We start from the raw sequence: 25,919 nt of genomic DNA on the forward strand, positions 1-25,919 counted from the left end.
CCGAAAGATATGTCCGCGGATGCTTTTCCCGGATCTCTTCGCCGTTCTTTATCCCAGGGATGCCTATCCGTCGTTTACTGCCTTGCTGCCACGTGGCCGCAGTTCGCCCACGATCACCCCGGCGATGATGAACAATGCGCCCAGCAGGGCAAGAGGGGGCAGGCGTTCACCCGCGATACGCCCAATGATACCGGCCCAGACCGGCTCCCCCGCATAGATGACGGTGGCGCGTGTGGGTGAAATGGCCTTCTGTGCCCAGTTCATCGTCAACTGGATCAGGGCGCTGGCAATACCCAGTCCCCCGCTACAGACCAGCCAGACCCATGAAAAGCCGGGGATTGCCTCACCCCCCAGGGGCATTGTGGCAAAGGCCAGTATCCCCGCCACCAGAAGCTGCACCACCGTGACACGCCTGCTGTCCACCTGGGCTGCAAACCGGCTGATAAGGATGATCTCGCTTGCGATCGCCACGGTTCCCAGCAGGGTTGCCGCCTCGCCCCGGCTGAAGGCCCCGCCACCGGCATCCGGTCCCGCCAGCAGGAGAAGCCCGCCAAAGGCAAGGGCAATGCCGACCCAGTTCATCAGATGCGGCATGCGATGCAACACGACCCATTGCAGCACCGGCACCATGGGCACGTACATTGCGGTGATGAATGCGGACTGGCTGCTGGTGATGCTTTGCAGGCCATAGGTCTGCAGGCTGTAACCCAGGAAGATGCTGATGCCGATTGCAATCCCCGCGCCCAGTTCACGCATGGTGAGGGCACGCATGCATTTATGGAAAACCAGCAGGCTTGCCCCCCCGGCGGCAAGGAAGCGGAGTGCGACAAAGAACAGCGGGCCGCACGACCGCATCGCCAGATGCACGATCAGGAACGTCGTGCCCCAGATCACGGTGACACCGATCAATGCGGCTTCCTGCCGTGAAAGCGGGAATGAAGTGGGGCGGGTGGTCGGGGTTACGTGCTGCATGCGCCGTCTATACACATACCATGGCGTCCCGCCCACCCATGATGGCGGTTTCGTGCAGTCAGGTGGCATGAAGATTTTATGAATGATTGCTGATGCAGGCACAATGTTTCGGAATCGAAAGTAAAGTGCCGCAGGTCGCACCAAGGTTTTGCGTCGCAGCGGCGCACCAATCCTTGAAAAGAGGGAATGTGCGGGCAGCCTGTTGAAACGTAATAATGAAAAACTTTTCTGCGATGCCTTCGGAAGGTTGTTTAGAGACTGTTTGAAAAAGTAAGTCCGATAAGATCGTGAAACAATAAAAGTTTTTGGTGAAGATTTTTTCAAAAATCTTCGAAAGACGTCGCCTTTTTCGATCGAAAGGCAACACCCAAAATCTTTTTCTATTGTTTATCAAGGGCCTGTTTTCAAGCAATCTCTCAGGGAAAAATTATTCAGATATTTTACTATATTACAAAGGGTTTTTCAAAAAAGCTTTCACGGTGTTGCGGGATGTTTCCCATGTCAAAATATTTCCGATACTGCGTCGAACATAATGATAGAAATATTTATATTAATATGGATTTTATTGAAAATATTCACTGTAATTCATACGGAATTTATTTATTTTTGAACTTATAATGATAATTTTTATTACATGATTATTTTTTGAACCCAGGAACCGCTATCATGGAACATCGTTGAGTCGTCCACAGCGGTCCTTGGGGGATTGCATTCCCAATGCGGGTTTGCGCACGCAATGGGGGAAACAGGGATTCCCGTGTGTCGCTGTACTCTCAGGAGGAGATGACCATGACCCATCACACATATCACAGCCCCAATGTCGGCATGTACACCATGGCCCCGGCGGACCGTCACGGCGGGGGTGGTACGCCAGACATGCCCGGTAATTTCGCCAATGATCCCAAAGAGGCATCGGGGGCCGGTCATAAAGGAGGGCGGCACAGTCCGGGACATCTTGCCAGCGCCCCCAGACGCGCGGCAGAGGCCGGCCATAAAGATGGACAGCAGAGTTCGGGCAACTTTGCCAATGACCCGCAGCGTGCGGCCGACGCCGGCAGGAAGGGCGGTCTGCACAGCCACGACAAGACATGAACGCCACCTGAAAAGACGGGACCCGCAACGGGTCCCGTTTTATTGTGGGGTTTGGGTAAAAAACAAATAAACCACAGGATTTTTGAAATTTATGGAAATTTCATAGAGGAAGATATTTTAGGAATCCTGAACATTCATCGTATTCGTAAAAATGAAATGGTAAAAACATTTCTATGGTTGTGTCATATCGCCCCGGCCGGATGCCGTGCGCATGCGTGTAACCTGCCTGCCGCGCCACAGCACCAGTAGACCCAGTGCGGCGGCATAACCGACACTGGTGGGGGTATAGGTCTTGAACGCCATCAGGAAATGCACAGCGGCAAGGATCGCCACGCCATAGGTCAGGCGATGCAGCCCCCGCCACCGGCGGCCCAATGTGCGTATTGACCATGTATTTGATGTCAGCGCCAGCGGCACCAGCAATGTGAACGCGCCTGCCCCGATCATCAGGAAGGGACGGTGCGTGATGTCGCGCCACAGCACGGCCATGTCGAATTGCTGGTCCAGTGCGACATAGACCGCCACATGCATGCACGCATACCAGAAAACCAGCAGCCCGAACGTCCGGCGATAGCGCAGCAGGCTGTATCCGCTGACCTCGCGCAGGGGGGTGATGCACAGTGTCACCAGCAGGAAACGTACGGCCCACAGCCCCAGCCAGCGTTCAAAGACGTTGACCGGGTCCGCCCCCAACTGGTCATGCGCGCCGTACCAGAAATACAGGGCCGCCGGCATCAGGCCAAGCAGCGTGATGACCCATGTTTCAAACCGCCATGGCATGACGGTCCGATGACGTGGCGGGCCGCTGATATAGGGCATGTCAGAACTGTGCCCGCAGGTTCATCTGTCCATACAATCCGGCGACCTGTTCGCCATATCCGTTGAACATCAATGTTTTTTTCCGGCCGCCCCCAAAAAAGCCACTGGCGCCGATGACGCGTTCTGTCGCCTGGCTCCATCTTGGGTGGTCAACGTCGGGATTGACGTTGGCAAAGAACCCGTATTCCGTGGGATCCATGCGGTTCCATGTCGTGGGGGGCATCTGTTCCACCAGCCGGATGCGCGTGATCGACTTGATCCCCTTGAACCCGTATTTCCAGGGCACCACCAATCGCACCGGCGCGCCGTTCTGGTTGGGCAATGTCTGCCCATACAGCCCCACCGCAAGGAAGGTGAGGGGATGCATCGCCTCATCCAGCCGCAATCCCTCCACATACGGCCATGGCAGGGTATCAAGGACGGCGCGCTGTCCGGGCATCTGTTGGGGGCGGACGACGGACTCAAACGCGACATAGCGGGCGCTGCCCAATGGCTCTGCCTGTTTGAGCAACGTCGCCAGCGCAAAGCCGTCCCATGGGATGACCATGGACCATGCCTCCACGCAGCGCATGCGGTATAACCGCTCTTCCAGCGTCATCGTGGCCATTAACTGGTCGATGTCCCATATGCGGGGATGCGCCACCAGTCCTTCGACCGACAGGGTCCATGGGCGTGGCTGGAAGCCGGCACCATAAGCGGAAGGATCGGCCTTTCCCATCCCGACTTCATAGAAATTATTGTAATGCGTGATGTCTTCCAGCGACGTTGGCCTGTCGGTGGCCTGAAACGGGCCGGGCTGTGTCCGCAGGGCCGCCGCCATGGCGGGGCCTGTATGGCTGAACGGCGCGGCAACGGCGGCCAGCGAGGCAGCAGCCATGAAATGACGGCGGTTCATCCATGCCGCGTGTGGCGTGATTTCGCTGGGGCGGGGATGGGGATAGGACCAGCGTGCCATGTATGCCTCTTTCCCGGTGGGAGGCCCCGAAAGGGGGAACGACCATATTGGGCATTGTCCATGCACAGGGCAAGGGAACAATCCGTGGGGCGTGGGTCCATCATATAAGAGAGTGTTTGAAAACAACTCATTGATAAAAAATAAGAAAAGTTTCTGGGTGCCGCCTTTTTTCAAAAAGGCGGCGTCTTCTGAAGCTTTTTGGAAAAATCTTTACCAAAAACCTTTATAATTTCAGGATGTTATTGCGCCTGACGATTTCAAATAGGCTTTTTGGGAAAATATATTATATTTTTGATGACATCAAAATATAGGCGTAATTCCCGGAGAATATTAATAAAATATAATGAAGTTCAATGAGTGTTTAATTTTTCACAAATGTTACCATTACACCTTCTATGATTTCATATCACTTGACGACGGTAACAGGTTGTCTGGAAAGGGAGGGGCATTGATCCATTGAATAATAAAAGTTTTTGAAAAATCCCTGCCAAGGAATTTGATTATTCAGTGGAGTATGAATAAAAAACTTCAGTCCAGCGGAATGGTCGGCCTGTGCGCGCAACAGTTGCGCCGCGTGTTGAAAGATGTTGCCTCGTTCGGCGAAATCGGTGCGTGCCCATGGGGTATAGGTGGCCTGTGCGTGCGTGACAGCATGTTCAAGCTCGTCGGTGCGCAGGGCGGCAAAAGTTGCGACCAGTTCGTTGATATAGGGGTTTATCGTTTTGTAAGTCATGGTGTGCCTCCCTTGATAAAGGGGAGCGAGCATCCATCTGCGTGACATCGACGCGGTTATGGCAACCGCATGACGCCCGTTGCGGAACTTGCGTGCCCCTATCCAACATATGGGGTGGCCAATGTTCGGTCGGGGAGGTTTTTTATCGGGCCATGATGGGGGCACCATTCTGATGCCCCCGATATTGCATCAGGGATCAGGCGGTTGCCGGCATGCTGGCCATGTCAATGACAAAACGGTATTTCACGTCCGAACGCAACATACGGGTATAGGCATCCTCGATCTGGTCCATGCGGATCATCTCAATTTCGGCGGTGATGTTGTGTTCACCACAGAAATCCAGCATTTCCTGCGTTTCGGGAATGCCACCAATCAGCGACCCACTGAAACTGCGCCGCTTCATCAGCAGGCTGAACACCGAAACCGGTAACGGCGTTTCCGGTGCGCCAACCTGCACCAGCGTGCCGTCACGCCTGAGCAGTTCAAGATAGGCATTGATGTCATGATTGGCGGCGACGGCATCAAGGATGAAATCAAACCGCCCATGTTCGCGGGCCATGGCGTCGGGGTCCTTTGACAGCACGACTTCATGCGCGCCAAGGCGCAGGCCATCGGCAACCTTGTCGGCGGAAGTGGTGAACAGGACCACTTCCGCGCCAAAGGCACGGGCGAATTTCACCCCATATGACCCAGCCCGCCTAACCCGACGATGCCAACCCGCTGTCCCGGCCCCACCTTCCAGTGGCGCAGCGGGGAATAGGTCGTGATCCCCGCGCACAGCAGGGGGGCGACGGCCGCGGGATCAAGTTTGTCAGGGACTTTCAGGACGAAGGCCTGGTCCACCACAATGGCGCGTGAATACCCGCCAAAGGTGATGCCGCGTCCCTGCCGGTCTTCGCCATTATATGTGGGGACAAAGCCCTGTTCGCAATATTGTTCGAACCCGTCACGACAGCTTTTGCAGTCACGGCAGGAATCGACCATGCAGCCCACCCCCACGAGGTCACCGGTGTGAAAGCGTGTGACCGATGCCCCCACCCGTGCCACGCGCCCCACGATTTCGTGTCCGGGGACGCAGGGAAAGATGGTGTTGTGCCATTCGTCACGTGCCTGGTGCAGGTCGGAATGACAGACGCCGCAATACAGGATGTCGATCTGTACATCATCGGGGCCGGGATCGCGGCGGTCCAGCGTGATGGGGCCAAGGCGCGCGTCGGCGGCTGTGGCGGCGTATCCGGTGCATGAAAACATGAAATGCCCTTTGTGCCTGATGGGGGGATGAACACCTGGTGACAGCATATCGTGGGGTGGAAGTGCGCGCGACCCCGTAACGTGATTGCACGAAAGCGTGAAAACAGCCGAGGGGCCGCGACGGGTGGCACGCGGCAGGTGGCATGGGGCGGATGTCGTGGGGCAGGGATTTTCCCTCCCCACGCTATGATGGCACGGCAGGTCCTGTGCAGGGGGCGTTATTTTTTCTTGTAATCCTTTGCATGAATGCTTGGGATAATTGAAAAATGCAGCGACGATTGTTCCTCTGCCGTCCAGTCCGTCAGGTGTGATTCCGGCATGTTCAGGCCCGTACTCTGTGGCACGTCTTTTATCTTCGGGTTTTTGTTCAGGACGACGTTTTTCTTGATAATGCCATCTTCGGGTTTAAGCTCAATTGCAGCCCACGTGCTGTATATATCGGAAATATTTGTGCTTCCGGCATAATGATTGTTGATGAACAATGGTGAGGACGCGATATGATGCTGCATGGCCATGAAAATAAGCCATTTACCCGCAGGCAGGTCGGGAAAGGTGAACACACATCCTTGCTGATAAGGTGCTATCCTGCCGAATTCCTGTGAGTGTTTGTCAACGCTGGACTTAAACCGCCAGGGGGAATCAATGACCCTGATCCATTCGCGATAATATGGTGTATCTGGTGCCAGGACTGCATTTCTGGCCAATGCATCGCAGCTTATTTCCTTATGGTGCGCATCCAGCATGTAACCATGCAGGACCAGTGTCGTGTCACCGGTTTTGTTCGTCCATGCCGCATCTTGCGGGTTGAATTTCACCTTGAAGCTTTCACATCCCTGAAGAGAAAAAACAGCTGCTATGCATGCGAGCAGCAGTGAAGTATTTTTAAGCATTCTGAATTTTTGTCCCTGAAATAACTTTATTCAGGGGGTATTTATCACTTCGTTTCAATATGTCACGTCTTCTTTTTCTGCCTGTGCATCAGTCCGGCATGGTATCTTTGGGATGTGCGTGTGATTGCTGGCCCTATCGTATATGTTTGTGCCCTGCCTTTGTCATGCATCGTTCCATCATGGGGATGGGGCGAGGTTTATTTTTAAAGATTGATATAAAATTCTTTTTTCGAAAAATATTTATAATAATATGTATTTATTAAATTTATCGGATACAGGTTCCATATCCTTGGTGAATATTGAACTCGTTATTGGTGCGGGGCGAAGCCGATCCCTGTCGTGCGCATATGTTCTGGGTTTCTGATGTCATGCCTGAACGAAATTTCGGCAATAATTGGTGGGAGCAGGTCAAAAATATGTCGATAGGAATATTTGTTGTATATTTAAGAAATGTTTTATGCCGCCATATCGTCATGTCATGTGGCGTATCAACGTAAATCAGGGACGTCCGGGATCGAGCATTGCTAATGAGGATGTTTGAAAGAATAAATCTGATAAAATCATGGAATAATAAAAGTTTTTGGTGAAGATTTTTTCAAAAAGCTTCGAAAGCCGTCGCCTTTTCGATTGAAAGGTAACAAAAATATTTTTCCATTGTTTATCAAAGGTTTATTTTCAAACGATCCCTGAGATGATGTTTAAAAAGACAGGATCAATAACATCCTGGAATTATAAAGGTTTTTGGTGATCATTTTCCTGAAAAACTTCAGAAGATACCGAATTCATGAAAAACGTCGTCACCAAAATTTTTCGTAATTTTTATCAAAACTTGATTTGAAACAATCTCTAACAAGGTCGTTTTCTGAAAACGAGACGTTTTTTCAATATTTCTGGCGAAAGCATCTCCCAAAAACGATATTCTCAGGATCTGGGGTGAGTTCTTTTGCGGGCATCACGTTCTTTCAAAAATGAATGCCTGATATCCTTTCAAGAAATATGTGAGGTATGTCCATTCATGAGGGATATGCCCGGCCTGTCGGGATGTTGCCACAGGATGGCCGCGCCGTCGGCGCTGGTGGCGTATCCCGTGCATTTTACGATATGATCGGGGATTCCTGCCACGACATTGTGGTGTGGGACGACGTTGGGATGCGGGCGGCTGGATTGCGGGCGATGGTGGTATCATGGATGTAAAAACAGGCCCCTTGGGGGGGACGTCCCCCCGACCGGGATGGCATGCGCGCCTGCGTGACGTTATCGCGGGAATATCGCTTGCGTCGATGAACATCCCGCAGGTCCTTGGCTATACCCGTATTGCCGCCATGCCGGCGGTGACAGGGCTGTATACGGTGTTGCTGCCGCTGGTGGCGTTTGCGTGTTTTGGTTCGTCACGACATCTGGTGGTCGCCGCAGATTCCGCCACCGCCGCCATCTTCTCCAGTGCGCTGGGCCGCATGGCCCCACCGGGCAGTCCGCATTACATGGCGCTTGTCAGCATGGTCGCGTTGCTCAGCGCGGGATTCTTGCTGGTTGCGCGTCTGTTCCGCCTTGGCTTCCTGGCTGATTTCCTGTCACGCACCGTGCTGGTGGGATTTATGGCCGGGGTGGGGATACAGGTTGCACTTGCGATGACGCGCGACATGCTGGGCATTGTAACCACCGCGCATAATCCGCTTTTGCAAATATTCCAGACATTGATGCATGTGCCCCGGGCCAGTCTGCCGACGATGGCGTTATCGGCCTGTGTCGTGGGGCTTATCATGGCGGGCGACAGGCTGGCGCCGCGTGCGCCGCTGGCGCTTGTGACGGTGGTGGGGTCGATCATCGCCAGCATGATGTTCGACCTGTCGCATCATGGGATAGAGACGCTTGGCCCGATCGAACGTGGCCTGCCACGTTTGCGCCTGCCCGATGTGTCATGGAACGACATGCTGGCGCTGTTGCCTGTCGCCACATCGTGCGTGTTTGTCATCATTGCGCAAAGTGCGGCGACATCGCGTGCTTTTGCCATGCGTTTTCACGATCCGGTTGACGATAACGCGGATATCCTTGGCCTGTGTGCGGCCAATGCCGTGGCGGGGCTAAGTGGTACATTCACCGTCAATGGCAGCCCGACCCAGACCGCGATGGCCGCGCGCGCGGGGGCACGTACACAGCTTGCGCAACTGACATTCGCCGCCGTGACGGCGGTGGTGCTGGTGTTCCTGACGGGGCCGCTGCGGTACCTGCCGCGTTGCGTGCTGGGTTCCATCGTCTTTACGGTGGCGGTGGGGATGATTGACCTGCGCGCCATCCGTGCCATCCGGCGTGAAAGTCCGGGCGAATGTGGGCTTGCGCTGATGACGGCGGCGGCGGTGGTCGGGATCGGGGTGGAACAGGGGATCTTCCTCGCCATTGCGCTGTCACTGTTTCGCCATGTGCGTCACAGTTATGAACCCCACACCATGATCCTGTGCCATGATCCGCATTCGGGTCTTTTGGAACCGCGCGCTGTTGCCGCCGGGGTGCGGACATCGCCGGGGCTGGTGGTCTATCGGTTCTGTGCGGACCTGTTTTATGCCAATTCCGCGCGATTTGTCGGGGATGTGCGGATGATGGTGGAGGGGACGCCGGTGCCGCTGTCATGTCTGGTGGTGGATGCCAGCGCCATTACGGATATCGACTTTTCCGCTGCCAGTGACCTGCGTGACCTGTTCACTGCCCTGCGCACGCGTGGTGTAAGCGTGATCTTTGGCAGGGTCAGTCCCTATCTGCGGGCCGATATGGATCGCCACCGGATAACCCCGGTGGTGGGCCTTTCCAATATCCATATGCAACTGCATACCGCCGTCGCCGCAGCCGAAGCGATCATCAAACAGGAAAAGTAATGGTTCCCAAAGGGCGTCGCCCTTTGGTGGGGGATCGGGGGCAAAGCCCCTGAAAGTTCTGCATCCGCCCCCACCGCAGGTTACATCCGGGTAAACCCCTGTCTTGTCATCAGCTTTTGTCATCAGCCGGGGCTGATGCTTACCCCAAGTGCCCTTAGCGTATCCCAGTAAGCGGGGAACGTCTTGCCCACGCAGCCGGGATTGAGGATCGAAAGCCCCGGGATTTTCAGTGCCGCCAGGGCGAAGGACATGGCAATGCGATGATCGTCATATGTTTCGATCCGCACGTCCTTTGCGGTGTTGGCGGGGTCGGGATGCGGAAAGACCAGAAGGTCGTCGCCTTCCTCACGCGCATAGGCGGGATTGATGCGCTGCATCTGGGTGGCGAGCGCATGCGTGCGGTCGCATTCCTTGACGCGCAGGTTCTCGATCCCGACAAAGCGCACCGGCGTTTCATTGAACATGGCCATGACCGCAAGGGTGGGGATCGCATCTTGCATCTGCGATCCGTCGATTACGGCTGGCATGTGGGGAAAGGATTGGATCACGTGCCACGCGGCGGCATCGGGCTGTGTGAAATCGCCAATGGGGAAACCGATGTCGATTTCCCCCCCCGACAGGGCCTGCGCCGCCCACAGGTAGGTTGCGGCGGAGGCATCGGGTTCGATGCGCAAATCGGTTGCGGTATATCCGCCCGGTGCGACCGTCCATGACGCGTCGTCGCCGGATGTGACGCTGGCGCCAAAGGCGCGCATCGCCGCGATGGTCAGCCCGATATAGCCATGTGCCCCGATATGCGGTCCGGACAGGCTGATGCGCACGGGGGTGCGGCTGCATGCCGCCATCATCAGCAGGGCGGAGACATACTGGCTCGACAGGCTGGCGTCGATTTCCACTTCCCCCCCCGACAGCAGACCGGTGCCGTGGATGGTGACGGGGGGGCAACCGCTTGGCGCGCTGGCGTCAATGCCCAGCGCACGCAGCGCAGTCACCAGCGGGGCGATGGGGCGGCGCGCCATATTGGCGTCGCCCCCCACGACCACCGTACCGCGCACCAGCGCGCTTGCCGCCGTAAGGAAGCGTACCGCCGTGCCCGCATTGCCCAGGAACAGCGGGGCCTGTGGCGCGTGCAGCGTTCCGTCTGAACGCACGACAAAGCTGGTTGCGTCGGGTTGTTCCACGCTGATGCCCATCTGTTGCAGGGCCTGCGCCATGTACAGGGTGTCGTCGCTTTTCAGGGCACCGGTCAATTGCGACGTGCCGCGCGCCAGTCCCGCCAGCAGCAGGACGCGATTGGTCACGGATTTCGACCCCGGCAGGACCACGCGCCCCTTCAGCGGTGCGGTGATGGGCTCGATGCTCAGGCAGGGAGGGGGCGCGTTCATGAAAAGTCCGTTTTCCGTCATGATGGGGCGGGCCATGCCAGCGCCCGCCCCGCCGTCGCGGCGGCAGGGGATGGGGAGGGATGGTCCTTTTTCGTCTGGATCTGGCGATATCCGTGCTGCGGTCATATCACCGCGTGGCGCGTTTTACCAAGGCCCGTCGCCACGTACGGGCGTGATACGGATCGCCGCGTTCCCGCACGGTGGCATGGCCGGGGGACATCCGCGCAGGGATCGTGGCGCATGCGAAAGAAAGCGGTGCATCCCGGTCGATAGGCCCCCCGCAGCGTCCGTCATGCAGCGTCCGTCACGTGGATATTACAAAATGCGCGAAGCCGGACGGATGGGCATGAGGATGTGTGTGTCCCTGCCCGAATCCTGCCAGGTTATGGCGGTAAAGTCCTGTTCTGTGGATCTGGCGGCAGGGACGCGGATGGATCGGCGCGGTTATAAGAGACTGGTCTAATGTGTTGTCTGTTGGCGGATTTTATATAAATAGTGCCCTTGCGACATGGCGTCGCAGGCTCAGTCATTGCGTGCGAGATGCAAAATTAGATGCAGCTTTCCTTACACACAGACCATGCAGTGAAATTCCTGATCTGCATGACGCAATCCGGCATGCCTGCATGTGTTCAGGAGATATCGGGCAGGTGCGGCCTGTCCGCGCGTGAGGTCGCAGGCGTCCTGCAGGACCTGCACCATTGTGGCCTGATTGAACATGCCACCACAGGCGAAGGTTTCCTGCGCCTGCGCAAGGATCCCGCGCGTGTCCGTATCGGGGACGTCATCCGCAGTATCGAGGCCGTACGCCCCATGACCCCGAAAGAGGGCGCGTTTGCGCCGATGTTCGATATGGCGCATGCGGCCTTCGTCGATGCGCTGAACGATTATTCCCTGTCGGATCTTGCCACCCTGTCCGGGGGGGGGGGCACGGGCGCCGGTTTTGTCCCTGGCCTGCATGGCGTGTCCGTTCTGGTGCCGGGGTAAAGCACCGTATTCCTGACCCGTGGGTGACGCCCGGACGCGTTTATGGGGTGGTGATATCCCGGCCGGCCCTATCGCACGGGACGGAGGTGCAGATCCATGCGATAGATCGTGACAGGCAGTTCCAGATGCGACCGGCCATCGCGTTCGAACGTGGCCGTCCGGTTCAGTTGCACGGCAGGAATCCACAACGCGCCGTCATGGGCGATCCACATGGCATCAGCCCAGACCAGCCGCCTGTCCGCCACCAGCGTCGAAACCTGCCCCGTGGGCGTGATGCGCAGGACCCGCAACAGGTTGGTGTCCGAAACATACAGGTTGCCATCCCCGTCAATGGCTGTCCCCCCGGTGGTGGGGGTGTCATGGAACAGGCGTACCTGCTTTTCCAGCGCGGCGGGCGACAGATGTGCATCTTCCAGCGCGGCGGTGGGGACGACCCACATCGGGCCTGAACTCGGCTGGAAATAAAGCCTGGTCCCATCGGGGGAGACCTCAAGCTGGTCCGCATGGACGCGCGCGGGCCTGCCGTTGCTGATCAGAAGCTGTCCTTCGGCATACATCGGGCGTTCGTCGGTGGTGGAACGTGCATGTTCCAGCACCCGCCGTTGTTGCCCGGTCTTCATGTCCACCACCACAAGCCCCGGATCGCCCGCATCCGTCAGGAACAGGGTCGTACCGTGGAAGCGCAGGTCGTCGATATAGGTATGGGGCGTACTGGCGGGGGCAAGGCTGATGGTGCGGACGACCTGCCCGGTGGTGATGTCGATCACCACCAGCTTGGCCTTTGCCCCGGTGGGGGGATTGGGGGCGCCGCCGACATTGGCCTCCCCTGAATCCACGACCCATAATTTCCCGTCGGGACCAAAGCGGATCGCATTGACGCGCACGAACGCATGGTCATTGTCATGCGACGTGGCCCAGTCGTTCCATTTCGCATCGGGATAGGGGTGGGCCGTGCCGTCGGGGGAAAGTTCGGCCACCGTCGGCCCGGGCGTATCGCCCCCGCCCCAGTAAGGGAAGGAGACAAATACCCGCCCGTCATCGGATACGGCCACCGCGTTCATGACCCGTTGGGATGTATAGGCGACCTTCAGTGCGGGGGATTCGGTGCGTGTCGGGGTGGCGGCCCCGCCCTGCGTGACACCCGCGCCAAGACAGAGCGTAAGGCCAAGCAGCAGGGGCGGCAGGACGCCGCGATGGCCGGTGGTGCGGGGACGGAACGGGCGCATGCGGTTTCCTCGGGCAATGACGGGAGGGGATGTGAAATCATCCTATCATTCCGTACCGGATGTGCGCATCACGCCATGGTGAGGGGGGATGCCAGACGGCTGTCGCAACAGCCTGCCCGGTCTATGCCGCCAACAAGACGGCAACGCCCTGGCCAGAGCGTTGGGGGGAAACTGCGCCCGTCAGGAACCTGGCTGTGTTTAATCAGGATCTTTAAGAGAGTGTTTGAAAACAACGCATTGATAGAAAACAAGAAAAGTCTTTGGGTGCGGCCTTTCGATCGAAAAAGGCGACGTCTTCTGAAGCTTTTTGGAAAAAGCTTCACCAAAAACTTTTATGATTTCAGGATGTTATCAGGCCTGACTTTTCAAACAGTCTCTAACCCGGTGGCAAGGCCCTCAGGGGGCAGGTCCGGGCGGCCGTGTCAGGAGACGCGGCCCCCGGGAATCCCTTTCCTTCCCTGTCGCCCGGCCGCTTTCCTCAGGCTGCCGTGGTGGCCTTTGCCGCGACATCGCCCAGGGCGGCACGCAGCTTGTTTTCATCAGCCGGGGACAGGGACGTTTGCAGCACGCGGGCATGGCCCTTGAACTGGCTCAGGTCGGCCAGAACCTTATCGGGCTGTGACTTGCGCACCAGCACGAACAGGGCCGACGTATTGGCGGGAATGGTGGCGCCCAGCGACTTGATGAATTTGTCATCAATGCCGTAATCGGTCATCGACCCGGCCAGGGCACCTGCACCCGCGCCCACGACGCTGCCCGCGACAAACCCGGCCAGCGGGTTGAGGAACAGCAGCCCCACCAGCGCGCCCCAGAACCCGCCAGAGAACAGGCCATAGGAGGCCCCGACCTTTTCGAGGTTCACGCTCTGCTGCAGGTGGATCTTGCCCGCCGCGTCACGCACGACGACGACCGCGTCCTCCAGATCAAGCAGGTATTCCTTTTCCAGCGCCTTGCATTCCGTCAGGGCGGCGGTGGCTTCGTCAATCGCGTCGAAACCAATGACAATCAGGTCGGACATCTGTGTTTCCTCAGTCAGCTTTGGTCATGGAACCAGCATTAGGGGGCATCCAGAGGATGCGGTGTTGTAACACTACTGTATTCCCTCAGGGTTCCGTGACATTTTTCAGAATGGGAGCCCCCGTGTGAATGCAGGTCTATCCCCCTTGTGCCGCGGTGGGCGACGACACAGGCGATTGCGCGTGTGATTGCCCATGGGGTGGTGCCGGTTCAGGGGGAGGTGCCGGTTCCGGTGGGGAGAAGACATCGCCCGGTGCATGGTCGAATGCGTCGGGCGTGCCGTTCGCGGGGGCGTGCCTGTCGCTGGGCGTATCTGCTGGCCTATCGGGGGGGGAGGCGTCTTTTCCCCTCCGGTCAGGTGATGGCGCGGCGGGGTGTTCCAGCGCGGGAACCCGCAGGACCTGTGGCGCCTGTCCTGCCGCGACCGGGTTTACAAGGCGCGCGACATAGCCATTGTCCATCCCCTGTGTCATCGACCCCGTGTTATAGCAGCTTAGCGCATGATGCAGTCCCTCCTGCCCCGGGCCGAAGCGTGCCACGGCCCGCCCATAACATTCGCGCAGGACTATCGCCCCGGCCGCAAGGCTGGTGCAAGGGTCAAGCAGGTCATTCGCGGAAGTGCCCAGCCGGGCGAAATTGGCGGAATTGACCTGCATCAGGCCGATGTCGAAACTGTATCCATGCTGTGACAGCCACGCTGCCGTGGCCTGTGCCTCTGCCAGGGTCGCGGGTGGCCGGGGCAGGGCATAGCCGCCATTGACGTGGATCGCCCATGGGTCCAGCCGCGATTCCGCACGGGCCAGTGCCTCCATTGTAAGGGGGGAGACCAGGGGCGCGCATCGTGCCGCAAGGGTGCGTATGTCCGCCGCCGCCGCCCGTCCATCGCCCCACGACGCGACAACCGCCGCAGCGCCGAGGACAAGCATGATGGCGATGGCAGGCCGGGTGGAATAAGGCACGCGGTCCCTCCCGGGCGCTTGCAAAAGGCGGAAAGCTCCGTTTATCCTTTTGTCATGATCTGGGTGTCAAGATGCAAGTGGGGGATGGGAACCGGCATGACAGGATATGCGGGACCATCGCCTGAATGAGGCGCGCAACACGGGGTTGGTACCGGTCATGGATGGGCGCGATGCCCTGCCTGTGGGGGGCGGCGGCTGTCCTGTGCGGGTGCGCCTCCATGCATGTCCCGCCGGAGCCGAACATGAAACACCTTGTCGCGGTCAACCAGACCCTGCCGCCTGAACTGATGGGGCATGGCGCAACCCTGTCCACCACCGGAACGCAATAGTGAGGGGGGGCATGCTGGCGCGGGCGTCCGTGCGTCCACGGCAGTGCGTGGCGGGGGGGATGGTGTTGGTCGCGTTGTGGGGGGGCGATGCCCGCGCGACGGAACGCAAGACGTCCTCCCCTTATGATTATCGTATCAAGTCCGCTGTCTATAATCCCCTCGATACGGTGGAGATTGACGGTGTCGCCGGGATCGCGACGCATATCACCGTCTCCCCCGGGGAGCATTACGTGACCCATGCCTTTGGCGAGGAAGGGGGCTGGGCCTTCGCCTATAAGGACAATCATTACTTCATCCGGCCCAAGGCGCAGGAAAGCGACACCAACCTGACCATCGTGACCGACCGGCGCGTCTATCACATCTTGCTGCGTTATGTGGGTGGGACGCAGCAAAAGGGCGCGGATGGCAAGGTGCATGTCGCCTTCGCGCCGACGCCATGGGCGCTGGGGCAGGCCACGGTGGAACTGACCTATACCTATCCCGACGATACGGCGCGCAGGCAGGCCGGGGCGGCGCAGGACAGCCGCGTGCGTGACGCCCTGTCGAACCCGTATGCCGCCACCACGCGCAACCTGTCATACCGTCGCTCCACCACCGCAGCGGATCAGGTGATTGCCCCGCTCAATGTCTGGGACGATTATCGTTTCACCTATTTCCGCTTTGCCGAAAACGGGGTGTTGCCGACATTGTTCGTCATGAATGAAAGCGGGCAGGAATCCGTGGTCAATGCGGTCGTGCTGGGTGAAAATCACAATATCCTCGCCGCACAGATGACGGCGCGCCAATGGCGGGTGCGATATGGTTCCCTTGTGGTGGGGATCGTCAATGACGGCTATAACCCGTCGGTCATCGGCGGGTCAGGCGCGACCATTGCACCGGGCGTGCGCCGGGTGGCGCGGAGCGTGGCGCAATGACCGGCCCCGCGGCGCGCCATCATGTCGCTGTGCTGAGTGTCCTGGTGGCGGGCATGATGGCGGGTGGTGTCATGTGGGCAGGGTGCGCGCGCGGCGCGGATGATGGCGGGCGGATCACCCTGAAATGTCCCGGCAGCACCTTTGTCATTGATGCGCAGGGACAGACATCGTGCGCGGTGGCGACCCCGCCCGCATCCCCGGCCACCCCTGACCCGGCACTGTCGGCGGACCCGGTGGTGGATGCGGCGATGAAGCGGCGTCTGGGCCATGATTTCGCGCAACAGCCATCGGCGCCGGGCACTGGCACTGGCACGGGCACGACCACAAGCGCCACGCCCACCACACCCGCTGCCGCCACCCCCGCCGCAGCGGACAAGAACCTTCTGACCTCGCGCCTTCAGCCGGAGGTCACGCCTGTCGCCATGGCCACCATGATGCGCGACCAGAACCTGACGATCAGCAAGGGGACACTGATCCCATGCGGGACCCTTGCTGAAATCGACACGACCCTGCCCGGACTGGTGACATGCCGTGTCAGCCACGACGTATATTCCGTGAATGGCAAAGTGCGTCTGGTGGACAAGGGGGCGATGGTGCAGGGGGAGGTCGCCTCGGCGCTGCAATATGGACAGAGCCGGATCTTCATCAACTGGCTGCGCCTGCGCAATCCCGACGGCGTCAGCATCGACCTGGCCAGCCCCGGCACCACCCCGTTGGGCAGCAGTGGTGTGACGGGCAAGGTCAACAGGCATTTCTGGGCGCGTTTTGGCGATGCGATCATGGTATCGGTCATCACCGATGTGGGGCAGTTGATGGTGCAGGCCATTACCAACCTTGCCTCCAAACCCGGTACGACCAGCATTTCCACCAGTTCCACCACCCCCACCGTTTCTGACGAGGTGGAGAAGGTCATCCTGGCCCAGACCGCGAACGTGCCGCCCACGCTGCGTGTGCCGCAGGGCAATGCGGTGGGGATCTATGTCGCCCGCGACCTTGATTTCACCAATGTCTATGCCTTGTCGGTGCAATAAGGCCGGCAGACTGTTGTAAAAAACACCCTCCCGCATAACCATCGGAACCGTTTAAAAATGTACACCAGTGCTGCACTGAAATAATAAAAGTTTTTGGTAAAGCTTTTTTCAAAAAGCTTTGAGAGATGGTATATTACGTAATTAAGAGTAAAATATTAAAATTTACTATAAATTATAAGCATTTTCCCTAAAATTATTATATAAAATATCATGATTTCATTGGATAACAAATCCTGAACTTATTAAATGCAGTTCTGGACCATCGTCCATGGCATACCGGTGGCCGGGTTGCATTGGCCGTCTCTGTCCCCTGTATCATGCCCATACGGGATATTGCGACAGGTGTATGACATGAAAATGGTTTGCATTCGCAAAGTAATGAAGACTGTTCGCCACCGTCATGCACTGATGGGGACATCACGGGACCATGTTATGTTTGGTCATGGGGCATGGTGGGCTGTGCAAAGATGCCCCTGATATTACGCGAACCGGCCCTGCCCCGGATGTTGCAGAAGTGCTGGATGATATAAAATCCAGAATATCATGTGTCTTTACTGCAACAGTGGGCGCTTGCGCCGCCTGTTGGATGTAATGCCGAACAATAGGAAGAAACGTTTGGTGTGGCTATGGAATTTATTTTCATGCCAGAGGGCGGACACCAGAATGCTTCACAAAAAAATGTCGTACATATACGAACGAATATAGACATATCGTGACCGCGATTATATACGCCGGGATATCTTTCAATCATAATTCTTTCAAAAGGTAGCCGAATGCGCGCGGTCAAAGAGACGGTGGTTTATGTTGTTTCGGCGGGGTTCGGCCTGACGTCACTGGGTCTGGCGCCCCTGGCCCGGCCCGCCATCGCCGCCTCCGTCGCGCAGCCCCTGTCAAAGGGACCGGCCCCGACGCGTGTCCTCCCGGCCCCGCAGCGCACCGCGACGCCGGCAATGACGTCGCAGGCCACGCCGGCACTGCCCGCCGGTGACAGTGCCACGCGCAATGCCGTCGCCTCCACCAATGCAGAGGACATGACCGTGATCGGGCATCGGCGCATGGCATCCGGCGCCGCCGCTGATTATAACAAGAAGATGGCGAACCTCGGCCCCCTGGGCACGCGGCGTACGCTTGATACGCCGATGTCGATCATGACCGTCCCGCATGACGTGATCGTCAACCAGCAGGCGCGTAACGTCAACGACCTGATGCAGTATATGCCATCGGTCCAGTTGGAAACACGCGGCGATCCGGGCACCAGCCGCCCGCAATCGCGCGGGTTCGAGGCGGACGTCATTTCCAACAGCCGCATTGATGGCCTGAACGCCTTTACCGTCACCCCGTATGCTGCCGAACAGTTCGATAACGTGCAGGTTCTCAATGGCCTTGCGGGTGCGCTGTATGGGCCGCAGAACCCGGCCGGGACGTTCGAATATGGCCTGAAACGCCCGACGGACGAACGGATCAACCGCCTGGCGGTGGGCGTGGATTCCATTGGCACGCTGATGGAAAATGTCGATTCGTCAGGGCGCGTGGGCAAACATGGCTGGCTGGGTTATCGCATCAACCTGCTGCATGGTGACGGTACGTCCTATGTGCAGGACAGTTGGGTGCGCCGTAACATGGTCAGTGCGGATTTCGATATCCATGTAGACCGTGACACTGTCATTGAACTCGACGCCAGCCATTACACGTTCGATGAACGTGGCATGCCTGCGGGCATCAACCTGGCCGGATATCACCTGCCGACGGCCCCCGACCTGGGCAAGCCGCATATGGGGCAGGACAATGCGGGTTTCAATTCCGAAAACAACGTCTTCCTGGCAAAGGTAAAGCACCGGATCAATGATAACTGGAGCTTTGTCATCGGTGGCCTGTATCAGGATTCCGGCCGTCAGGTATTCGAAGCGGCAGATACCCTGATTAACAACAGGGGTGATTACAAACAGACGATGTCCGCGGCCACCACAGTCAATGATTTCAAGGTCGGCAGTAACATGGCCTATATCAACGGGCGTGTGCATACCGGTTTCATTACGCATGACCTGGTGATCGGCACCAATGGTTATATGGAAGGGGGCTATAACCCGCTGAGTGGGCAGAGCTATACGGACATCAAGTCCGCCTCGCTCTATAACCCGGTGGGCAAGGATGTGCCGCAGCCCTATTACCATGGCAAATATGAATCGCAATATGTGCGTTACCAGTCGATGATCCTGGGCGATACGCTGCATTTCAACCGGCACTGGTCCGCAAGCGGTACGCTGGCGTGGAGCTGGCTTGACGCGGAATCGACCGGGACGGTGGCGGGGAAACCGACCATTTCGGAGATCGAAGGTTATTCCGTCACGACCACGCATCTGTCCAAGGGCGCGACAAAGCATATGCCCGACGTGGATGCGGCGTTCAGCCCGACGGCCAGCCTGGTGTACAAGCCGACCGACAACCAGACGGCCTATTTCACCTATGGCCGTTCGTTGCAGGCGGGTTCATCGGTTTCGGCGGGCGCGCTGAACAATAACGAATATACCGCCCCCGTCCGCAGCGAGGAGTTCGAGGTCGGCTATAAATACATGTATCGCAACATGCAGTTCAATATTGCAGGTTTCCGTGCGACCCGCAGCTATTCCTTCATTGACCCCAAGACCGATATTTATGGCAATTACGGCACGCAGCGTAACTATGGCGTTGAATTCCAGGCCATGGGACATATCACGCCCCGCCTGTCGGTGATCGGCGGCATGACATGGATCGATGCGCAGGTGCTCAATACCGGCACGGCCGCGACCTCCAATAAACAGGCGGTGGGCGTCGCCCCGTTGCAGGCCAACGTGCTGCTGGATTATCGCGTGCCCTTTGCACAGGGCTTTGCCCTTAACGGGCTGGCGGTCAATGCCAATGTCCATTACACGGGCCGCCGTGCGGCGGATGTCTATAACTCCACCTTTGCCGGGTCCTATGTCACGCTGGACATGGGGGTGCGATATCCGTTCCGCGCCGGCAGGCATCCGTGGATGGCGCGTTTTGGTGTAACCAATGTTGCAAACGAACGTTACTGGTCCTCGGTCTATAACGGCACGGCCGAAGGCACGTCGGTCACGGCCGCAGGCACCAGTGCGGCCTATGCCGGCATGCCGCGTGCCTATCACTTCACGCTGGAGGCGGATTTCTGATCCACTGTATCTTTTCCCCGCGCACCTGCTTGTGATGGTGCGTGGGGGCGTATTGGGCGTCAGGTGTTCCCATATTTCCTGAAAACCACAGGAAGGAACGCCATCCATGACCCAGCCGCCGAAACTGACCGACTGCCCCATTGGCATCACGGCCACCGGCCTGCGCCGCGAACGTGATTCGATGGGCGATATCGATGTCCCCGCCGACCATTACTGGGGCGCCCAGACACAGCGCAGCCTTGTGCATTTTTCCATCGGCCGCGATCACATGCCGATCGAGGTGTGCCACGCCTATGGCATCGTCAAGAAGGCGGCCGCCCAGGTCAACGCCGCTGATGGTCGCCTTGTACAATGGAAGGCTGACGCCATCTGCCGTGCCGCGGACGAGGTTGCAGGGGGCGCGCTGGATGCCGAATTCCCCCTGTTCGTATGGCAGACCGGGTCCGGCACGCAGACCAACATGAACGTTAACGAGGTGATCGCCAATCGTGCGATCCAGCTTCTGGGGGGTGTTCTGGGGTCCAAATCCCCGGTCCATCCCAATGATGACGTGAATATGGGGCAGTCGAGCAACGATTCCTTTCCCACCGCCATGCATGTCGCCACCTTGCTTGAAATCGATGACCGCCTGATGCCGCGTGTGGAGGAACTGATCCTTGCCCTGCGCGCCAAGGCCGAGGAATGGCATGACGTGGTCAAGATCGGGCGCACGCACCTGCAGGATGCGGTGCCGTTGACGGTGGGGCAGGAATGGTCCGGCTGGGCGTGCCAGTTGGAGGACGCGCTTGATGCGGTGAAGGCCGCGCGTGGCGGCGTGCTGCAGCTTGCGGCTGGCGGGACTGCGGTTGGCACCGGCCTGAACGCACCGGCGGGATTCAGCCATGCCATCGCACAGCGGATCGCGGCCCTGACGGGACGGGAGTTCGTCACCGCCCCCAACAAGTTCGCAGCCCTTGGCGGGCTGGACGCCATGGTGCGTGTTTCTGCCGCGCTGCGTGGGGTGGCCGTGTCGCTGATGAAGATCGCCAATGACATGCGCTGGCTTGGTTCCGGCCCGCGCTGTGGTCTGGGTGAACTGCACCTGCCGGAAAACGAACCGGGTTCGTCCATCATGCCCGGCAAGGTTAACCCAACCCAGTGCGAGGCCATGGTGATGATCTGTACGCAGGTCATGGGCAATGACGCCACCGTCGCCTTTGCCGGAAGCCAGGGGCAACTGGATCTGAATGTGATGCGTCCGGTGATCGTCGCGAATGTCATCCATGCGATCCGCATCCTTGCCGATGGGTGTCACAATTTCCGCGTGTTCTCGGTGGAGGGGACGCGCCTGAACCTCAAGCGCATCCGGCAGTATGTCGAAGGATCGGTCATGCTGGTGACGGCGCTGAGTCCTGAAATCGGCTATGACAATGCCTCGGCCATTGCGCACCGGGCGATGGAACAGGACATCACCCTGCGTGAAGCGGCGCTGGCGTCGGGATTGGTGGATGGGGCGACGTTCGATCGCCTGGTCAACCCGATGGCGATGGTTGGGCATGGGGTTGGCGGGGCATAAGGGAAGAAGGCCAAAGGCTGTAGCCCCCCAAAGGGCGTATCCTTTGGGAACCGTGACTTTATAAGAGAGTGTTTGAAAACAGGTCATTGATAAAAAACAGGAAAAGTTTTTGGGTGCTGCCTTTTGATCGAAAAAGGCGGCGTCTTCTGAAGCTTTTTGGAAAAAGCTTCACCAAAAACCTTTATAATTTCAGGGTGTTATCGAGCCTGACTTTTCAAACAGTCTCTAAATGTATCAGGAGGCATGGGGCGTGATCCTTGGCGGGTCCGTGCGGCATCTGGGCGTTTTTGCGTTGGGTGTGCGGCATGCCAGGGGCTTTGCCGTGTCCCCGCGTCAAAAAGCGCAGCCTTTTGGAAACAGATGGATCAGGAGGTCAGGACAGGCCCGCGCCCTGCGTATTGACCACCAGTGTGAACAGTGCATCGGCGGCGCACATGAACAGGGTGTCGCGCTTTGGCCCGCCAAAGGTCAGGTTCGACACCCCACGCGGCAGCCGCAACCGGCCGATCATGTGCCCGGCGGGGTTATAGACCACAACCCCGCACAGGCCGAGTGGCCCGCCTGCGCCGCACCATAAATTGCCAAAGATATCCGCGCGCATGCCATCTGGTCCCAACTGGTGCCCGTCAAGCATCATGTCCGCGAATACCCGGCCGTTACGTGCCGCCCCGTCCATCAGGTCATAGGCATGGATGCGCTGGTCCCCGCCGGGGCCATTCTGTCCCGGTCCCGCACCGCTGGAGATCACATAGAGGATCGTGCCGTCGGGGGAAAAGCACAGTCCGTTCGGACTGGCAAGCTGCTGTTGCGTCAGGACGGCGCGCACGTCGCCGGTGCGTGGGTCGATGCGAAAGACATGGTCGTCCTGCCGGGCATGTCCCGCGAACCGGGCTACGATCTCCCCGTCCTTGGTCCAGAGTTCGCGGCCCATGCGGTTGGCCCTGCCGCCCGGTGCGTCGGGGTGTCCCTCCACGATGGTGTCGCCATATCCGGGATCGGTAAACCAGATGCCACCATCGGGGTGAACCACCACGTCGTTGGGGGAATTAAGCGGTGCCCCCTGATAACGGTCTGCCAGCACACGGCATGATCCATCATGTTCCCAGCGCACGACACGGCGCATGCCATGTTCGCAACTGATCAGGCGTCCTTCGGCATCGAATGTGTTGCCATTGCTGTTATAGGACTGATCACGAAAGACCGAAACCGTTCCCGTTTCCCACAGGTAACGGTACTGTTGCGCGCGGATCGTATCGCTAAGCAGTAAGAAGCGTCCCTGCGTACTCCATGCCGGTCCCTCCAGCCAGTCACCGCCCCGCCATGCCAGACGGATGTTGGCGTTGCCATAGGCAAGGTTGGAAAATGACGGGTCAATGGCAATGATGTCCGGGTCCGGCAGGTAGGGGGGCGGGGCCTGTGGCCCCCATTGCCGCGGCGGGTCCGTCACCACGCTTGGCGGGTGTGCCAGCAGGGATGCGGGCGCGTCGGCCGCCGCCATGCGAACCCGTGCCATGGCGGCCCCCGCCATCCCCATGGCACCCCCAAGGATAAGGCCACGGCGGGAAAGGCGGGCTGGCGGCATGGGGGCACCTGTATGTCCGTGGGGGCGGAACCTATGGTCCCGCGACAGGGCGAAACCATAAAGGATGCGTGTCGGCATGGGAATGTGACACCCCCCGTTCCACGCGCAAACGTGACGCGGGAGGGGGCATGCCCGGGATGGGTCAGCCCTCGGTATCGGGCATGCGGGCGATGATGTTCTGCACCACCTCGAACCCTTCGAAGACGGGCGGGCCGATCATCAGCGGCTTTTTCGTGCCTGCGCTGGCATGGGCGGCGCGGAATTCCTCTGACCGGGTCCAGTTCTCGAACGCGGCATGCGATTGCCATACGGTGTGCGAAGCATACAGGATGCATTCGTCGCTGCGTGGACCGGCCAGCAATTGAAAGCTGATGAAGCCGGGCACGGTATGAAGGTGGACCTCACGCCCCAGCCAGCGATCGCGAAAGGCGTCCTCGTTTTCGGGGGGAATGCGGAATCGGTTCATGGCGATATACATGCGGTGCGGTTTCCTTTGTGGATATGGGTGCGGATATGGGTAATGGGCGGTACTGTCTTCAGCGACCGCCGGAAACTGTCATGATGCTGCCGGTCATATAGGAAGAGGCCGGGGACAGCAGGAACAGGACCGCCTGTGCGATTTCGTCGGGATGGCCGGTGCGGCCCATTGGCACGACCCTGTCCACCAGGGCCTCGGTTTCCGGGGGAACCATGTCGGTGGCCGTCAGGCCAGGCGCGACGGCGTTGACGCGCACGCCCTCACGCGCGACCTCGTTCGCCAGCCCGCGTGTGAAGGTTTCGATCGCGGCCTTGGTCGCGGCATAGGGCACCAGTCCCGGCAACCCACCCAGGCGCGCCGCGACGGAGGACAGGTTGACGATGCTGCCCCCCTGTCCGCCATGACGGGTGGACATGCGGCGCACCGCCTCACCCGCCGCCAGCATGCTGCCACGCACGTTGATATCGAACAGCGCATCCAGCGTTTGGGCCGTCTGTTCATCCACGCGGACCTTTGTTCCCGTAACGCCCGCATTGTTCACCAGTCCGCCCAGCGGGCCGAGTGCGCGTGTGGCCTGATCGAACAGGGTGGTGATCTGCGCCGGGTCGGCCACATTCGCGGCGATCGCCACCGCATGGCCACCCTCCGCGCGGATGTCTGCCGCCAGTTCCTCCGCCGGGGCGGCGGTGTGGCTGTAATTGATCGCCACGGGATAGTCATGGCGCGCCAGCAGACGGCAGATCGCATGGCCGATGCCACGGCTGCCGCCCGTTACGATGACGGCCCGTGGGGCGGTGGTGTCGGTGGTGGTCATGCGCGTCTCCCTGATGCGTCGGTCTGTCGTATGGCGCATACGGTTGCGTCAATGACCACGCCGCGCAAGGGCGAAGGTTGCATCCCACCTTCCTCCGCGCGGCGATGGTGCCCCGGTATTACAGCCGCGGCATGTGGGGTGGCGGTCATGCCGGTCCTGTCATGGCCGCCGGATGTGAAGGCCCCGTCCGAAGGGGAATGGGTGGCGACTGTTCGGGAATGTCCCCGACCTTTTACAATTCCCGCCCATATGGTGATCCATGCCTCATGCCTAGAGACTGTTTAAAAAGTCAGGCTAGATAACACACTGAAATTATAAAGGTTTTTGGTGAAGCTTTTTCTAAAAAGCTTTATAAGACGCCGCCTTTCTGAAAAAAGACGGCACCCGAAAACTTTTCCTGTTTTTTATCAAGGACCTGTTTTCAAACACTCTCTTACAGATTTACGCCCATGCGTGCGGCACACCATGTCACGCAGAGGTAGAGTGCGGCCGTCAGCACGCATCCCGCCAGAAGTGCGACATAAAAACCGACCCCATGGCGCATCAGGCAGGGGATCAGCAGGAACATCGGCAGCGACGGAATGACATACCAGAATGTTGCCTCCACATGGGTTTCCATGCGTGCCGGGTCTTTCGTTTCCGCCCACAGCCACAGCATCCCGAACACTGAAATCAGCGGCAGGGACGCAACCAGCGCACCCAGCGCGGGATAGCGGCGCGCGATGGTGGAGACCAGCGCGATAATCAGCCCTGACAGGGCGGTTTTGAAGATGAAGAACATGGGGGTGTGCCGGTCATCCAGATGAAGGGGGCAGGTTTCACTTGCCACGGTTCGCAAGGGTATAGCACACCGGCAGGCCCTGCCATCATTGCCGGAACGGACATGTCCCCCTCCT

At 58.8% G+C, this 25,919-nt stretch carries 23 protein-coding genes and 1 pseudogene; 10 read left to right on the top strand and 14 right to left on the bottom strand.

The window, feature by feature from the left end; genetic code table 11:
* Positions 1-63 precede the first annotated feature (63 nt).
* Positions 64-972, bottom strand: a complete 909-nt coding sequence (locus IFJ82_RS01960) for a DMT family transporter (protein WP_003621390.1) — start codon at positions 970-972, stop codon at positions 64-66.
* Positions 973-1,761: 789 nt separating this feature from the next.
* Here IFJ82_RS01960 and IFJ82_RS01965 point away from each other — a divergent pair.
* Entirely contained in the window at positions 1,762-2,064 is a 303-nt protein-coding gene (locus tag IFJ82_RS01965) for a con-10 family general stress protein (protein WP_408901700.1), read from the top strand.
* Positions 2,065-2,235: 171 nt separating this feature from the next.
* Here the strand turns inward: IFJ82_RS01965 and msrQ are convergent, their stop codons facing one another.
* The 5 genes and pseudogenes from msrQ to IFJ82_RS01990 form a co-directional block, all read right to left on the bottom strand.
* On the bottom strand, positions 2,236-2,883 hold the full coding sequence (gene msrQ / locus IFJ82_RS01970) for a protein-methionine-sulfoxide reductase heme-binding subunit MsrQ (protein ID WP_192265429.1): 648 nt from the start codon (positions 2,881-2,883) through the stop codon (positions 2,236-2,238).
* A gap of 1 nt (position 2,884) precedes the next feature.
* Positions 2,885-3,838: a protein-methionine-sulfoxide reductase catalytic subunit MsrP gene (gene msrP, locus IFJ82_RS01975; RefSeq protein WP_192265431.1), complete on the bottom strand. Its 954-nt coding sequence runs from the start codon at positions 3,836-3,838 to the stop codon at positions 2,885-2,887.
* Between the two features lie 406 nt (positions 3,839-4,244).
* A complete protein-coding gene (locus tag IFJ82_RS01980; RefSeq protein WP_192265432.1) occupies positions 4,245-4,571 on the bottom strand; it encodes an aldehyde dehydrogenase family protein in 327 nt (108 codons plus the stop codon).
* Between the two features lie 196 nt (positions 4,572-4,767).
* A pseudogene (locus IFJ82_RS01985) lies at positions 4,768-5,822 on the bottom strand (NAD(P)-dependent alcohol dehydrogenase).
* Between the two features lie 218 nt (positions 5,823-6,040).
* Positions 6,041-6,712: a hypothetical protein gene (locus IFJ82_RS01990; protein ID WP_192265433.1), complete on the bottom strand. Its 672-nt coding sequence runs from the start codon at positions 6,710-6,712 to the stop codon at positions 6,041-6,043.
* A 1,005-nt stretch (positions 6,713-7,717) separates the two neighbouring features.
* Between IFJ82_RS01990 and IFJ82_RS01995 the strand changes: the two genes are divergently transcribed.
* Positions 7,718-7,906, top strand: coding sequence for a hypothetical protein (locus tag IFJ82_RS01995; RefSeq protein ID WP_192265434.1), 189 nt, complete (start codon positions 7,718-7,720; stop codon positions 7,904-7,906).
* Positions 7,897-9,579 carry a SulP family inorganic anion transporter gene (locus IFJ82_RS02000; protein WP_192265435.1) on the top strand — a complete coding sequence of 561 codons (1,683 nt, stop codon included), beginning with the start codon at positions 7,897-7,899 and terminating at the stop codon, positions 9,577-9,579. Before IFJ82_RS01995 ends, IFJ82_RS02000 begins: the two co-directional genes overlap by 10 nt.
* A 122-nt stretch (positions 9,580-9,701) precedes the next feature.
* Here IFJ82_RS02000 and aroA read toward each other — a convergent pair whose 3' ends face one another.
* Positions 9,702-10,964: a 3-phosphoshikimate 1-carboxyvinyltransferase gene (aroA, locus tag IFJ82_RS02005; protein ID WP_075632371.1), complete on the bottom strand. Its 1,263-nt coding sequence runs from the start codon at positions 10,962-10,964 to the stop codon at positions 9,702-9,704.
* A gap of 615 nt (positions 10,965-11,579) precedes the next feature.
* On the opposite strand from aroA, the gene IFJ82_RS02010 reads away from it, so the two are divergent.
* A complete protein-coding gene (locus IFJ82_RS02010) occupies positions 11,580-11,948 on the top strand; it encodes an Rrf2 family transcriptional regulator (RefSeq protein ID WP_239026121.1) in 369 nt (122 codons plus the stop codon).
* 68 nt (positions 11,949-12,016) lie between these two features.
* Here IFJ82_RS02010 and IFJ82_RS02015 read toward each other — a convergent pair whose 3' ends face one another.
* The 3 genes from IFJ82_RS02015 to IFJ82_RS02025 form a co-directional block, all read right to left on the bottom strand.
* Positions 12,017-13,174 (bottom strand): SMP-30/gluconolactonase/LRE family protein, encoded by a 1,158-nt coding sequence (locus IFJ82_RS02015; protein ID WP_192265438.1) that lies wholly within the window; start codon positions 13,172-13,174, stop codon positions 12,017-12,019.
* 478 nt (positions 13,175-13,652) lie between these two features.
* A complete protein-coding gene (locus IFJ82_RS02020) occupies positions 13,653-14,192 on the bottom strand; it encodes a DUF1269 domain-containing protein (protein WP_003621403.1) in 540 nt (179 codons plus the stop codon).
* Positions 14,193-14,328: 136 nt separating this feature from the next.
* A complete protein-coding gene (locus IFJ82_RS02025; RefSeq protein ID WP_192265440.1) occupies positions 14,329-15,150 on the bottom strand; it encodes a lytic transglycosylase domain-containing protein in 822 nt (273 codons plus the stop codon).
* Between the two features lie 125 nt (positions 15,151-15,275).
* On the opposite strand from IFJ82_RS02025, the gene IFJ82_RS02030 reads away from it, so the two are divergent.
* The 5 genes from IFJ82_RS02030 (at position 15,276) to fumC (ending at position 22,149) form a co-directional block, all read left to right on the top strand.
* Entirely contained in the window at positions 15,276-15,479 is a 204-nt protein-coding gene (locus tag IFJ82_RS02030) for a hypothetical protein (protein WP_192265441.1), read from the top strand.
* On the top strand, positions 15,479-16,393 hold the full coding sequence (locus IFJ82_RS02035) for a TrbG/VirB9 family P-type conjugative transfer protein (RefSeq protein WP_141312824.1): 915 nt from the start codon (positions 15,479-15,481) through the stop codon (positions 16,391-16,393). The genes IFJ82_RS02030 and IFJ82_RS02035 overlap by 1 nt, the downstream gene beginning before the upstream one ends.
* Positions 16,390-17,424, top strand: coding sequence for a type IV secretion system protein VirB10 (virB10, locus tag IFJ82_RS02040; protein ID WP_192265443.1), 1,035 nt, complete (start codon positions 16,390-16,392; stop codon positions 17,422-17,424). The genes IFJ82_RS02035 and virB10 overlap by 4 nt, the downstream gene beginning before the upstream one ends.
* 773 nt (positions 17,425-18,197) lie before the next feature.
* The gene (locus IFJ82_RS02045; protein ID WP_192265445.1) at positions 18,198-20,594 is read left to right on the top strand and encodes a TonB-dependent receptor; all 2,397 of its coding nucleotides are present in this window, start codon (positions 18,198-18,200) and stop codon (positions 20,592-20,594) included.
* Between the two features lie 106 nt (positions 20,595-20,700).
* Entirely contained in the window at positions 20,701-22,149 is a 1,449-nt protein-coding gene (gene fumC, locus IFJ82_RS02050) for a class II fumarate hydratase (RefSeq protein WP_003621410.1), read from the top strand.
* A gap of 373 nt (positions 22,150-22,522) precedes the next feature.
* On the opposite strand, the gene IFJ82_RS02055 is transcribed toward fumC, so the two are convergent.
* The 3 genes from IFJ82_RS02055 to IFJ82_RS02065 all read right to left on the bottom strand — a co-directional run bounded on the left by IFJ82_RS02055 (position 22,523) and on the right by IFJ82_RS02065 (position 25,023).
* Positions 22,523-23,731 (bottom strand): SMP-30/gluconolactonase/LRE family protein, encoded by a 1,209-nt coding sequence (locus IFJ82_RS02055; RefSeq protein ID WP_192266267.1) that lies wholly within the window; start codon positions 23,729-23,731, stop codon positions 22,523-22,525.
* Between the two features lie 142 nt (positions 23,732-23,873).
* Positions 23,874-24,209, bottom strand: a complete 336-nt coding sequence (locus IFJ82_RS02060) for an antibiotic biosynthesis monooxygenase family protein (protein WP_003621412.1) — start codon at positions 24,207-24,209, stop codon at positions 23,874-23,876.
* 58 nt (positions 24,210-24,267) lie between these two features.
* Entirely contained in the window at positions 24,268-25,023 is a 756-nt protein-coding gene (locus tag IFJ82_RS02065) for an SDR family NAD(P)-dependent oxidoreductase (protein WP_192265446.1), read from the bottom strand.
* A 30-nt stretch (positions 25,024-25,053) separates the two neighbouring features.
* Here IFJ82_RS02065 and IFJ82_RS02070 point away from each other — a divergent pair, with 30 nt between their 5' ends.
* Positions 25,054-25,308, top strand: a complete 255-nt coding sequence (locus tag IFJ82_RS02070; RefSeq protein ID WP_192265447.1) for a hypothetical protein — start codon at positions 25,054-25,056, stop codon at positions 25,306-25,308.
* Positions 25,309-25,456: 148 nt separating this feature from the next.
* Here IFJ82_RS02070 and IFJ82_RS02075 read toward each other — a convergent pair whose 3' ends face one another.
* Entirely contained in the window at positions 25,457-25,804 is a 348-nt protein-coding gene (locus IFJ82_RS02075) for a DUF3147 family protein (protein ID WP_003621414.1), read from the bottom strand.
* Positions 25,805-25,919: the final 115 nt, after the last annotated feature.

The organism is Novacetimonas hansenii (genome assembly GCF_014843995.1).
In the GTDB taxonomy this organism is placed as follows: Bacteria; Pseudomonadota; Alphaproteobacteria; order Acetobacterales; family Acetobacteraceae; genus Novacetimonas; species Novacetimonas hansenii.